The 13,009-nt window shown below is 48.8% G+C and carries 12 protein-coding genes; 6 read left to right on the top strand and 6 right to left on the bottom strand.

The genetic code is table 11. The features are described 5' to 3' along the window. Positions 1–132: 132 nt before the first annotated feature. Entirely contained in the window at positions 133–582 is a 450-nt protein-coding gene (locus tag ACEW9O_RS12720; RefSeq protein WP_373550545.1) for a hypothetical protein, read from the top strand. On the opposite strand, the gene ACEW9O_RS12715 is transcribed toward ACEW9O_RS12720, so the two are convergent. The 3 genes from ACEW9O_RS12715 to ACEW9O_RS12705 form a co-directional block, all read right to left on the bottom strand. Then, a complete protein-coding gene (locus tag ACEW9O_RS12715; protein WP_373550544.1) occupies positions 569–1,870 on the bottom strand; it encodes a F390 synthetase-related protein in 1,302 nt (433 codons plus the stop codon). The two genes, ACEW9O_RS12720 and ACEW9O_RS12715, sit on opposite strands and share 14 nt — an antisense overlap. A 47-nt stretch (positions 1,871–1,917) precedes the next feature. Continuing rightward, positions 1,918–2,754 carry an alpha/beta hydrolase gene (locus ACEW9O_RS12710; protein ID WP_373550543.1) on the bottom strand — a complete coding sequence of 279 codons (837 nt, stop codon included), beginning with the start codon at positions 2,752–2,754 and terminating at the stop codon, positions 1,918–1,920. A gap of 67 nt (positions 2,755–2,821) precedes the next feature. Beyond that, positions 2,822–3,370, bottom strand: coding sequence for a CopD family protein (locus tag ACEW9O_RS12705; protein ID WP_373550542.1), 549 nt, complete (start codon positions 3,368–3,370; stop codon positions 2,822–2,824). Positions 3,371–3,506: 136 nt separating this feature from the next. On the opposite strand from ACEW9O_RS12705, the gene ACEW9O_RS12700 reads away from it, so the two are divergent. Then, positions 3,507–4,313, top strand: coding sequence for a tetratricopeptide repeat protein (locus ACEW9O_RS12700; protein ID WP_373550541.1), 807 nt, complete (start codon positions 3,507–3,509; stop codon positions 4,311–4,313). 40 nt (positions 4,314–4,353) lie between these two features. Continuing rightward, positions 4,354–4,848: a Uma2 family endonuclease gene (locus tag ACEW9O_RS12695; protein ID WP_373550540.1), complete on the top strand. Its 495-nt coding sequence runs from the start codon at positions 4,354–4,356 to the stop codon at positions 4,846–4,848. Positions 4,849–5,189: 341 nt separating this feature from the next. Here the strand turns inward: ACEW9O_RS12695 and ACEW9O_RS12690 are convergent, their stop codons facing one another. After that, a complete protein-coding gene (locus ACEW9O_RS12690; RefSeq protein ID WP_373550539.1) occupies positions 5,190–5,822 on the bottom strand; it encodes a M15 family metallopeptidase in 633 nt (210 codons plus the stop codon). Positions 5,823–5,886: 64 nt separating this feature from the next. Here ACEW9O_RS12690 and ACEW9O_RS12685 point away from each other — a divergent pair, with 64 nt between their 5' ends. The 3 genes from ACEW9O_RS12685 (at position 5,887) to ACEW9O_RS12675 (ending at position 9,866) form a co-directional block, all read left to right on the top strand. Further along, positions 5,887–7,470, top strand: coding sequence for an ArnT family glycosyltransferase (locus ACEW9O_RS12685; protein ID WP_373550538.1), 1,584 nt, complete (start codon positions 5,887–5,889; stop codon positions 7,468–7,470). Between the two features lie 16 nt (positions 7,471–7,486). Then, positions 7,487–8,425, top strand: coding sequence for a glycosyltransferase family 2 protein (locus ACEW9O_RS12680; RefSeq protein ID WP_373550537.1), 939 nt, complete (start codon positions 7,487–7,489; stop codon positions 8,423–8,425). Between the two features lie 103 nt (positions 8,426–8,528). Further along, positions 8,529–9,866 carry an Nramp family divalent metal transporter gene (locus tag ACEW9O_RS12675; protein WP_373550536.1) on the top strand — a complete coding sequence of 446 codons (1,338 nt, stop codon included), beginning with the start codon at positions 8,529–8,531 and terminating at the stop codon, positions 9,864–9,866. A 101-nt stretch (positions 9,867–9,967) separates the two neighbouring features. Here ACEW9O_RS12675 and moaC read toward each other — a convergent pair whose 3' ends face one another. Both moaC and ACEW9O_RS12665 read right to left on the bottom strand, forming a co-directional pair. Further along, a complete protein-coding gene (gene moaC / locus ACEW9O_RS12670; protein WP_373550535.1) occupies positions 9,968–10,444 on the bottom strand; it encodes a cyclic pyranopterin monophosphate synthase MoaC in 477 nt (158 codons plus the stop codon). 123 nt (positions 10,445–10,567) lie between these two features. Beyond that, positions 10,568–12,970, bottom strand: a complete 2,403-nt coding sequence (locus ACEW9O_RS12665) for an FdhF/YdeP family oxidoreductase (protein ID WP_373550534.1) — start codon at positions 12,968–12,970, stop codon at positions 10,568–10,570. Between the last annotated feature and the right edge of the window lie 39 nt (positions 12,971–13,009).

Raw genomic sequence — 13,009 nt, 5'->3', positions numbered from 1 at the left:
GACGCTGGATTGGTCTGAATGCTGCAAATCAAGATTTGAGACGCATTAATTTTAGTTTGATGCTTGACAAATGAATATTCTAACGAAGAATTTAGTTGAATAAAGTAAGATATTTACCAAAATCTAGTATCTATGAAACACCATTTGATATACTTGGTAATTATCCTGTCACTTTTCATTCCAAGCTGCAAAAACCAGGAATGCGATTACATCCAGGAAGTCAGCAGAGCCAGCAAAGACTATATCGAAACCAGTGACTCCACTGCGTTTAAAGGCCAAAAAACCTTGGTGTTTGATGAGGAAAACATCCAGATGAAATACAATTATTCTTTTTGTAAAACCAGTGCTAAGGGTGCCTGGAGTTGCCGTAGTGTTTTGACGATCCAAAACCTGACCGACCGCGAAGTCCGCATTTATTTTTACCGCAGCGAGGCCAATCAAATGGCGAAACAAAGCTTAATGACGGTAATAACTTGTGCACCGCAGGGAATAAGTAAAGGCCTTGCTTTAAATTTTATATCATTTTTTGGGTGTACAGATCTGGACAATTTATTCCCTTTGATTCGAGTCAGTTATCAATAGCGGGGATTTTCCTTTCCACCCGGCGCAGCTTTTCCCCAGTTCTCCGTTCGATCCCTTGTTTGCAGGTTATACTCAGATTATTCACTCCTTTTTCTTGCAAAAAAACGTGTAGCGCAGCACTGATCTTGGCAGAAACGACTTGAAAATCCTCACTTTCCAATTCCAACTGCAATTCCAATGCCCCCACCTGCCGCAAACGATAAGCCCGAAAACCCTCCGTACTCCGCGCAATCACCCGACAAATCAGGTCTGGAAAAATCTTGATCATTTCCCCATCGGCTCCCGTAAAAACCAAAATATCATCCTCTCGCCCTTCAATTCGCTCCAGCGCGGTGAAACACGACCCACAAGGGCAAGGTTCTTTTTTTTCCACCAATACATCGTTCAATTCATACCGAACAATCGGCTGCGAGCTGCGGGTAAAATCCGTAATGATGGGGATGAAACGCGACTCGTCCAGGTATTTTTTTTCAAAAATGGCGATGTCTTCATTCAGGTGCATGGTGCCGTGTGCGCAGGTAACGGCCAAAAAACCTTCGGTACACTGGTAGACTTCACATAGGGGAACGGCATAGGTTTTTTGGATAAACTGTTTATCCGCGTCATTCAGCACCTCGGCAAATGAAATGAGCAATTTTGGCTGAATTTTGATGCTACCCGCCACTTGCCCTTCGGCGATGGCACTCAATATTGAAGGTTGTGCGGCCAAAATATGGGGCTGAAAATCTGCTAACTCCCGGAGCAGCTTTTCGATGGGTTGAAAAATGTCAAAGAAGCGAAACTCCAGACTGGCTGATTGCACCGAGCTGTACAAGTTGCTGTTGGCCCGCAGGAAAAAAGCCACTTTTTGGCGCTTGAATAACTTGATGGGCACCACCCTGCGTAGGACCATGGCCGTCCATTGCGCTCTTTCCGTAGCTGAGACCAAAAACAGCCCTCGAGTGCCGCTGGTTCCCGTGGACAAACCTACCGTTGCCCCCTTGAGCTCGGGGCTGAAGTCGCGTTCAACTTCCGCGTGCAGGGCCACTTGCATGGCTTCCTCCCGTGTGATGCCCAGGGTATTGATTTGGTCAAAATTGGCCATGAAGGCCGTTTTGTTCATCAAAGGAAAATCTTCCAAATCCGCTTCTCGTTGAGCCAATTCTTGGTAAAAAGGGGAATTGCTCAGCACTTTTTTCCTAAAACGCTGCCATTTGCGTTGCTGAAAACGCGCTAAAACCTCCCGCTGCCGAAAGGTGCCGCGTAGGGTGTACTGCAACAGGAAGTAAATGATTTTGAGTTTGAACATCTTTAATTTTTCAACCCTAAACTCTTCAACTCTTCAACTTTTCAACTTTACTTGGTGTACATAACCAGGGCCTCCTGCTCATTAAGAATATCGTACAAGTGCTCGTGGTATTCTGGAAAATCGGGCAAGTTGTTGTGCCCGCCGCCTTCGATGGTGATGAGGGTGCTGCGGTCGGCGCTGATTTCGTGCAGGCGTTTGCCCTGGGCGTAAGAAATCAGGCGATCCTTACTCCCGTGGATGATGTAAATCGGGCAGGTTACTTTTTTGAGGAATTGGTCGGTGCGCAAATGGTAGCGCAACAAATAGCGCAGAGGCAGCCACCAGCCGTACCTGCGAATTTGATGGTAAAAACTGAAATATGGTGAATCCAGAATCAGCATCCTTGGATCATTCCAGGAGGCCAGTCGGGCACCAATACCACTGCCGAGGGAGCGACCATACACAATGATCTGTTCTTCGGGATACTCTTTGCTCAGCCATTTGTACACTGTTTGGGCATCGTTCAGCAGGATACTCTCCGTACGTCGGCCCTTACTTTTGCCAAATCCGCGGTAGTCAATCATGAAAAAATCGTAGCCCTTGCTAACGAAATCCTTGGCGAATTTGCCCCAACCTTTAAGGCTGCGCGAATTGCCTTTGAGGTAAAAAACGACACCCTGCGAATTGGGCACCTTAAACTGGAGGGCATTGATCACCCCACCGTCTTCCATCTCAAAAGTATGTTCGGTGAAAGGGAAGGGATAGCGGTATTCAAAGTTTTTGGGCAACATCTCAGGACGAAAGAAAAAATAGTCCTGGAAAAAATAAAAAAACAAGCACAGCCCCCCGTAGATCACGGCAGGCCAAAACAAAACATTCGCCCAAAAAAATGGTGACAACAGCATATGCATTGTAGGGGCATCCCTCCGTGGGTGCCCTATGGCAAGCCCCAAGTTTAGCCCATTATGTTGGTTATATATTCGGATTCCGCTCCCGCGCCTTCCGATACGCCCGTACCCCCATCATCAACAAAATCATGAAGCCCATGATCCCCGCCAGGGCATAGGCAAAATCCAGTGCATTGCGGTAAACGGCCAGGAGCACAATCGCCAGCAAAAAAACAGTTGGCACCTCATTGAGAAGCCGCCAACGGTGGGAACTCATTTTGAAGTCACCTTTTTCCAGTTTGACAATCATTTTTTTGCACCAAAGGTGGTAATAAGTCAGGCCCAAGAGCAACACGAGTTTGATGTGCATCCAGGGATTGACTTTGAACCACTCCCAACCGTAAAGGAACAACATCGCCAGACCACAAATCCAGGTCAGCATCATCGCCGGGTTACAAATGATCTTGTACACCCGCTGCTCCATGAGGTTAAATTGCTGGGTGAGGATGTCGCGTTTGGGCTGGACTTCATCGTGGGCTTCGCGGTGGTACACGAACATCCGTACGAGGTAGAACAACCCCGTAAACCAGGCTACAAAACCGACAATGTGTAAGGATTTGAACAAAAACAACATGGAAAAGGGTGTAAAAACCTGTCTTGAGCCAATGCCCAGGGACAAGCATGATGAATTTCACGAAAATTAGTGATTTGTGATACATTATGCAACCATATTTTGATCTAAATTGCCAGCAAATAATCATACACTCCCGATGGACTTTCAAAAAGACGTAATCGAACGCAGCTACAGCATCCCCGTAGTCATTGATTTTTGGGCCGAATGGTGTGGCCCTTGCCGGGTTCTAGGCCCAGTCATTGAAGAAATGGCTGCGGAGCAGACGGATCGCTGGGCGCTGATCAAAATAGATACCGAGGAATATCCCGAAATGGCACAAGCCTTTGGCATCAAAGGTATTCCCGCCGTTAAAATGGTTTTTGAAGGCAAAATCATCGCCGAGTTTTCAGGAGCCCTTCCCCGCGCACAAATCCAAACATGGCTGGATACCCACCTACCCCAAATCGCCGAAGCCGAAGAGGTGGAGGAAGGACAGGATGACCTGAGCGCACTCATCGAAGCAGTGGAAGCAGGTTACCCCGGCGCACTCGAAGCCTTGATTGAAGTGGTGGAAGAAAATCCGGAAATCCTGATTGCCCGCATCACCCTGGCCAAACAACTGGCAATTCCAGACCCAGCTACTGCCCGCCAACTGGTTCACGACATTACCCTCGATCACGAATTGGCCGAAACCGCTGCGGATATCCGCACCATCGCCGACTGGATTCAAAGTGTTCCCTCTGATGTTTCCCCAGCCGCAGTAGCCATGGGCGAAGCGCAGGAACTGGCGCTGGCCGTTGATTACGAAGGGGCGATCAAAAAAATCATCGAAGCGGTAATGATTGACAAAACGTTCAACAACGATCAACCCCGTAAAACGGCCATTGCGCTGTTCCGTACTTGGGGGACGCAAAATCCGTTGACGGTGAAGTATAGGAAGCGGTTCGATATGGCGTTGTATTAGTCCATCAAAATGATTAGCTTTGTATAAAACCAGTTGAAGCATGCCATCAATAAGCGGAAGCAATCAAGAAGAATTGACCTCGTACGAGATTGAACGCAACAAACCTATGCCCAGCCTCAACCACTCTGCTATTCAGACAAATCTAGCAACTTATCTGAATTATCACTTTCGTAAAAAATACACCATTTTATCTGAGATTAGCCTGGTCATGCCAGAAAAACCAGATGCAATTCCAGATTTAGCCATTTACCCAAAAATAAAGATTGACTATTTCGAAGATCAACTGGCCATGGAAGAAATGCCTTTGACCGCTATCGAAATAAGCTCACCCTCACAGTCAGATAGTTTTATTGTTAAAAAAATCAATCGGTATTTTAAAGTTGGGGTAAAATCGTGTTGGTTTGTAATGCCAAGTCTCCAAGCTATTTCCGTTTATTCTGAAAAGGGTAAGTATCAATTTTTCTCAGCAGATATGACGCTTGTTGATCCAGTAACAGGGGTTGAGCTACCCTTGTCCGAAGTATTTGCCGAATAGGTTCATGTTAATTCAGCTACCACACTCTTGGTCATTTTGCTCGGAGGACATGAATTGCCTCCAGCTTTAGCTGGTGGATAAAAGGCCAAACCTTGAATGGGCTTTAGCCCAAACCTCAGTTTTGTAAATGGGGCTAAAGCCCAAAAACTAGAGGTCGCTGCTTCTCCACCAGCTAAAGCTGGAGGCAATTCATACGCTCCGAGTCTAAGAATTGAGAACGGTGATTTCAAAAAACTTCATAAGCCCCAAAACTAAGGTTCACTGCTTATCCACCAGCTGAAGCTGGAGGCAATTCATGTCCTTCGTTTCCAATAAACAAAAATGTCCAGTAGTGTGATGAGCTATTCACATTTCCATCTGTAATCCGAAATCGGATACGATTTTTTCGTGTAAGAAAAATGCCACCACTCCGTCCGGGTCGTCCGAAATCCCTCGGCGATCATTGCCTCCTGAAGTGTTTTGCGGTTGTTATTGATGTTGGCAGGATGTCCCGTATAGTCGATGTACGCTTTTTTGTCAAAAACATCAAACCCCGTCCCCATATCCAATTCTTTCCCGTTTTTGTCTACCACAGTTAAATCCACGGCGGAGCCGCGATTGTGCATGGAACCTTTGCGTGGGTCGGCGACGTACTGGGGGTTGGGTACTTTTTTCCACAGTTTCCACTGAGCGGAATGGGGGCGGTAGCAGTCGAACATTTTGAGGCCGCCGTAACCCTGGGCTTTGAGCCGCTTGTGTACCCGCGAGATGGCATCTACTACTTCCTTGCGCAGGTAACATTCTCCGCAGTCGTAGATTTTTTCGGACATAAAATTATTGGTGGTGGCATAACGGATGTCGAGCACCACATCAGGAGCCACGCTGAGGATGTCGACCCAATCGGCATCGGGATTCGGGGTTTGAGCTGAAAGTGTTGATACTGATGGGCTAGCAAAAAAGCCAAGTAGGACAAACAAAAATTGTAGCTTCCTCATTATCAAAATTTTAGAATTCATTGAATTTAGCTTATTTTTGCGCCTTCAATTTACCGCGCACTGAATGAACGACCAACAACGCAATAAGCTGCTGTACATCCTGAGTATTTTATTGTTGTTTCCAGCCTTGCTGATCAACCTGGGCCTGATGACCTTCATCGACGATGAGGGTATCCGCACCCTGGTGGCCCTGGAAATGAAACTCTCTGGCAACTACATTACTCCAACCCTCCACGGCGAGTTTTATTACAACAAACCGCCCTTGTTCAACTGGATATTGTTGGGTTATTTCAAGCTGCTGGGGCAAATTAACGAATTTAATACACGCATTCCAACCCTGGTGAGTTTGTTGGGTTTTGCGGCCACGGTTTTTTATTGCTTCCGCAAAAAGTACGGCACTTACACGGCCTTTGTGCTGGCCATGACCCTGATCACTTGTGGGCGAATTTTGTTTTGGGACTCCTTGTTGGGTTTGATCGACATTACTTTCTCCTGGCTGGTTTTTGTGCAGTTTATGGTCATTTACCAGCAATTTCAGCGGCGCAATTGGTTGTGGTTGTTTGCCTTGTCTTATCTGTGTACGGCCTTGGGGTTTATGCTTAAGGGTTTGCCTGCGGTGGTTTTCCAAGGTTTTACTTTACTCGCCTATTTCATTTACCAGAAAGAATTCAAACGCCTGTTTTATTGGCAGCATTTCCTGGGGGGAATGGTTTTTGTACTCGTAGTGGGCGCTTATTATGCCGTGTATGTACAGTACAATGGTTTGGATACGGTATTTCAAACCCTCTTTACTGAATCATCCAAACGGACTGCCGTGCAATTTGGCTGGTGGAGAACCTTCCTGCACCTCTTTACTTTCCCTTTTGAAATGGTGTACCACTTCATCCCCTGGTCGATCATGATCCTGTATTTGCTGCGGCGGGACCTTTGGAAGGTTTTGCAGCAGGATAATTTTATGGTCTACTGCGCACTGATCTTTTTGGCCAATATCTGGGTGTATTGGGCTTCGGTGGAGGTGTATCCACGCTACTTGCTGATGTTTTGTCCGCTGCTGTTTGGCATTTTTTTGCATTTGCACCAAAACGCAGCGGTACAGCAACCCTGGGCAGCCAAGGTGGTGAATGGATTTATGGCAATATCAGTGGTGCTGATGGTTTTGACGTTGACCATTCCTCTGTTTTTACCTCAAACCCAAAGCACCCCTTATTTGTATCTTAAGTCAGGTGTTTTGTTGCTCCTGGCAGGAGGTCTCGCTTATCTGTATCGCTACTGGCAGCCGCAGCGTTTGTTGATCATCGCAATGCTCTTGCTAGTCGGGCGGATTGCCTTCAACTGGTTTGTGTTGCCCAATCGCAATGCGAACGATTACGGCGATGCTTGCCGCAAGTCCTCGATTGAAGCAGGCGAACGTTTCCGCAATCAAGACTTGTACATTTACCGCAAAACGGGGATGCAATGGACGAACTCCATCTACCTGACCAATACTCGGGGCAAAATCATCCCGGTAAAAATGGAAAAAATGGACCCCAAAGCCCTATACATCGTGGACCCAGCGCGCTATTTTAATGCAGTCGATTCGGTATCGGAACTCAAAGTGCGCCATGGTCGCCGGCATTTTATCATTGGGACTTTAAAAGCTAAACGCTAGCATTCAATTACGGATCATGTCAACAATCAAACTATCAGTTGTCGTTTGTGTCTACAACGAAGAAGAAAACATCAAGCCACAGATTCAGCGCATTGCTGAAGCGCTGGAGGGATATGAGTATGAAATGGTCTTTGTGGATGATGGCTCAAAAGACAATACCCTCAAAGAATTGTATAGCGTGGAGCACCCTCGGCTGAGGGTGGTGGAGCTGAAAAAAAATTATGGCCAGAGTTTGGCCCTGATGGCGGGGATCGACTATGCCCAAGGTGAATACATCGCCACCATGGACGGCGACTTGCAAAATGACCCCAGCGATCTACCCCGCATGCTCAAAATTGCCGAAGAAGAAGGTTTTGATATGGTGGCAGGCAACCGCGCCAACCGCCAGGATGGCATGGTTTTGCGCAAAATCCCCAGCCGCATTGCCAACTACATCATCCGCAGCACGACCGATGTACACCTCAAGGATTATGGTTGCGCCTTGAAGGTGTTGAAGGCCGATTTGGCCAAGGACCTGGGGCTCTACGGCGAGTTGCACCGCTTTGTACCCGTTCTCGCTCACCTCGAAGGTGCACGGCTCACCCAGGTGGATGTGAAACACCACGCCCGGCAGTTTGGCAAATCCAAATACGGCCTTAGCCGCACCTTCAAAGTCATCAGCGATTTGCTGCTGATGCTCTTTTTTAAAAAATACATGCAAAAACCCATGCACCTTTTTGGCAATGCCGGGGTGATTTTGTTCGCGAGTGGTTTATTGATCAATTTGTACCTGCTAGTCCTCAAACTGATGGGGGAAGACATCTGGGGGCGCCCGCTCATCATCCTGGGCATGATGCTGCTTTTTGGCGGCATTCAATTTATTACCATCGGAATTGTAGTAGAAATCCAAATGCGAACGTATTTTGAGTCGCAACAGAAAAAACCATACAAGGTTCGGAGGGTGAAGGGTTTTTAAGGTTCCAAGGTTCGGAGGTTCCAGGGTTATGTCCGGCACTTCGGCTTCGCTCAGTGACCGGACATAACCCTGGAACCTCCGAACCTTGGAACCTTCTACCCTCATGTCAAAAAGAATTACGTTCAGTCAAGGCTTTTCCTCCGTCCTGCTCTGGTCGGTACTTTCCGCCGCATTCATTGGGCCGGGCACGGTCACTACTTGTTCACAAGCTGGGGCAGCTTATCGCCTGCAATTGTTATGGGCGCTGGTTTTTTCCACCATTGCCGCCATCATTTTACAAGAAACTGCGGCACGGATGACAATTGCCTCTGGCAAAAACCTGGGGCAGATCATTGCACTGAAATACAGCGGAAACCGTGGACGCAACATCAAATGGGCCTTGTTTATTGCCGTCGCCTTTGGTTGTGCAGCTTACCAAACCGGGAATTTGTTGGGGGCCATTTCGGGCGCTTTGTTGTTCATCCCTGGTTTATCCCGCGAAGTACTCACCCTGATTTTGGCGGTGGGTTGTGCAGCCCTTTTGTGGGTCAACAACTTCCAGATTTTATCGCGTGCATTGGGTATTCTGGTGGCCGTGATGGGGATCGCGTTTGTATACGTGGCTGTTCAGATTCCGGCAAGTATAGGGGAGTGGGCACAAAACCTGGTTTGGCCCAGTGTGCCCGATGGCTCGGGGTTGTTGATCATTGGGTTGATCGGGACGACGATTGTGCCTTACAACCTGTTTTTGGGTTCCAGCATCGGACAAAACCAAAGTTTGTCGGAAATGCGCTGGGGCATTGGCATCGCGGTGACGATTGGTGGGCTCATTTCGATTGCAATTCTGGCGGCGGGAATGTTGGTTACTGGGGCCTATTCCTACGAGGCGCTGGCGAATGCCTTGAGTGGAAAACTGGGTGGAATGGGGGTGCTGTTGTTTGGCCTTGGGTTGTTTGCTGCGGGTTTTAGTTCCGCCATTACTGCCCCACTTGCGGCGGCTATTACGGCCCAAAGTATGTTTAGTGGTGAAGGCAAGGGGCGGGATTGGTCGGCTAAGTCATCCAACTTTAAACTGGTTTGGGGAGCGGTGTTGCTGGTGGGTACCATTTTTAGCATCATTGGGATTCGGCCAATTCCGGCGATCATTTTGGCGCAGGCCATCAATGGGGTTTTGTTACCGGTCGTGACGATTGCGCTGCTTTTTGCGGCCAATGATAAAGTGCTGCTGGGTGCAGCTTATGCGAATGGATTTTGGTCCAACTTTTTCACGCTGTTCATTGTGGGGGTGACTTGCTTTTTGGGGCTGAACAACATTTGGCGGGCGATCAATGAGGTCGGGCAGTTTTTGGAAAAAGAGGCCATGGAGCCGATTTGGGCGATGGCGGGGGTGACGTTGCTTGTTTTGGTGTACTTGGGAGTGAGGGTTTTGGGGAAAAGGGGAGCTGAAACACTGGGGATTTAACAGCCAAAGCGGCATTTTTTTTAGCACAAAGAAAAAATGGAGGAACACGGAGGACACAAAGTTAGACGTTGACAATGGTTTTGCATTGGGCGTTTTGTGGGTTACTCGCGTTTAAAATCTTTTTTCCCGCCCGTTTTTTCCATCAACTTGATTTCCTTGATGAGGATGTCGTGGGAAAAAGCTTTGCACATGTCGTAGACGGTCAGGGCGGCGATGCTAGCGCCAGTCAGCGCCTCCATTTCTATACCTGTTTTGGCCGTAACGGAGGCTGTACAATCGATGATTACCTCTCGCTGTTCATTCACCTGAATGTGAATCTGGCAATTTTCCATGCCCACCGGGTGGCACAGTGGGATGAGTTCGCCCGTTTTTTTGGCAGCCATAACCCCGGCAATGATCGCAGTTTGGAATACCGGACCTTTTTTGGTGTGGATTTCTTCTTTTTCCAAACGATCCATGATCTCTTCACCCAACACCATGATGGCACGAGCACGGGCCAGGCGTTTGGTAGCGGCTTTTTCGCCTACATCTACCATGGAGGGATTGCCGGATGCGTCGAGATGGGTGAATGAAGACATGAGGGTAAGGTTGAGAAAGGTTGAGGAAAGTTGAGATGGTTGAGGAAAGTTTAGGCTACCGCAGCGATTTTGACAATGGCCTTGTCTAAGTCGCTGCGGTAGCCTAAACCTTCCTCAACCTCCTCAACCTTCCTCAACTTTTTTTACTTTAATCACCACCGACTTTGAAATCGGCGTTTTGCTCTCCCGGGCGTAATGGTTCACGGGGATCAAAACGTTGGCTTCGGGAAAATAAGTGGCTACACATTTGGACGGAATATCGTAAGCAACGGCGATGAACTTACGGGCAATGCGTTGCTGGCCATCGTATTCACTGATCAAATCCAGCACATCACCGGATTTGAGTTGTTCGGCTTCCAGGTCCTCGGGGTTCATCAGGATTACCCTGCGTTCGTTGTAAATGCCCCGGTAGCGATCGTCCAGTCCGTAGATGGTGGTGTTGAACTGATCGTGGGTACGGATGGTCATCATCAGGTACTGATCGGGTTCCAGGCGATGGCTCGGCAAGGGGGTGCAGGTAAAATGGGCCTTGCCATCGGCGGTGCTGAACTCCTGATTGCGGTTAGGGTTAGGCAGGTAAAAACCACCTGGTTCACGGACCCGCTCGTTGTATTGTTCAAATCCGGGAATGACTTTTTCAATCAAGTCGCGGATGTGGTCGTAATTGCTGATGAGTTGATCCCAGTCTACTTTGGACTTGTTGCCCAGCGTTGCTTTGGCCAGTCCAGCCACAATCGCGGGTTCGCTCAAAAGGGCCTCGGAACAAGGATTCAGAATCCCTTTCGACATTTGCACCACCCCCATCGAGTTCTCAGTTGTGACAAACTGCTCGCCACTTTCCTGTTCATCCGCGTCGGTGCGACCCAAACAAGGTAAGATGAGTGCTTGTTTGCCGTGTACGAGGTGGCTGCGGTTGAGTTTAGTAGACACGTGGACGCTAAGGTTGCAATTGCGCAAGGCCTGAGCGGTGATTTCGGTATCGGGGGTAGCGGAGATAAAATTGCCGCCCAGTGCAAAAAAGACCTTGGCTTGGCGCTTGTACATGGCCTGAATGGCATCGACAGTAGAAAAACCGTGTTTGCGCGGCGCTTTGATGCCGATTACTTCTTCCAGTTTATCCAGGAATTCCGCTTTGGGGGCTTCCCAAATGCCCATGGTGCGGTCGCCTTGCACGTTACTGTGCCCGCGTACGGGGCAAGTGCCGCCGCCCTGGATGCCGATGCTACCCTTGAGCAAGAGCAAGTTCACAACTTCTCTGATGTTGTCCACCCCATTTTCATGTTGGGTCAGGCCCATTGCCCAGCAGGCAATGATGCGTTTGGATTTTTTGATCATCCGCGCCGCCTTACGGATTTGGCCACGGGAAATACCACAGTCTTCTTCTAAGGCCCGGAAATCGAACTGTTGCAAGTGCATGGCAAAATCCTCATAACCCTCGGTGCGCGAGGTGATGAATTCCATGTCAAAAATATCGCCCAGTTCCTGTTTTTCCTGAAACAACAACATGGACATGATGGCTTTGAGCAGGGCTACATCGCCATTGATTTTGACTTGCAGGTACAAATCGGCCAATTGAGTGCCGCCGCGCAGGATTTTCATGGGGCGCTGCGGATTGACAAAATTGGTCAAACCGGCTTCTTTGAGGGGATTGATGGCCAGGATTTTGCCACCTCTTTCTTTGCAACGCTCCAGGGCAGAAAGCATCCGTGGATGGTTGGTACCTGGGTTTTGCCCCAAAATAATCACCAGATCAGCGTGGTCAAAATCTTCCAGCGTGACCGAACCTTTGCCCATGCCCAAGGTGCTATTCAGGGCTTTACCCGAAGATTCGTGGCACATGTTGGAGCAATCGGGCAGGTTGTTGGTACCGTATTCGCGGACGAAGAGCTGGTACAAAAACGCCGCTTCGTTGCTGGTGCGGCCCGAGGTATAAAAAACCGCCTCATCGGGCGATTGCAGGGCGTTGAGTTCTTTTCCGATCAACTGAAAAGCTTCATTCCAAGGGATGGGGGCGTAGCGGTCGGAACCTGAGCGCAGGATCATTGGCTCGGCCAGACGCCCTTTTTTTCCCAATTCGAAATCGGATAGTGCTTGTAAGTCGCTGATGCTGTGCTGCGCAAAAAAATCAGCGCCGATGCTGTTGCGCTGGGCCTCTTCGGCGATGGCTTTGATGCCGTTTTCGCAGTATTCACCGAGGCGGGAGCGGTCGTCGTCGGGGTCGGGCCAGGCACAACCGGGGCAGTCGATGCCACCCTTTTGGTTGAGGCTGAACATGGTTTTTTTCGCGTCAGCTACGCGCATGTATTTGCGGGCATGCTTGAGCGCTGTACTCACCGCCACCAGACCACCAGCCTTGGTTTGTGCTTTGCGCTTGCGCATGCCCGTAAAGGATTCAGGCGGCTGCGCTCCGGTATTTTCGGTAGAAGTGACTACGATGATTTCGTTTCCTTTGCTTTCAACAGCGGGGGAATCAATGACACTCGTTTTAGGCTTCTTGTTACGGCTCTTTTTGGTTTTTTCCTCCATGTTCCAAATGGCGATGAAACGCCTGGTCTATATAAACAC

The organism is Haliscomenobacter sp., assembly GCF_041740695.1.
In the GTDB taxonomy this organism is placed as follows: Bacteria; Bacteroidota; Bacteroidia; order Chitinophagales; family Saprospiraceae; genus Haliscomenobacter.
Note: the sequence above shows the minus strand (reverse complement) of the source record. Positions and strands in the feature narration are given on the sequence as shown.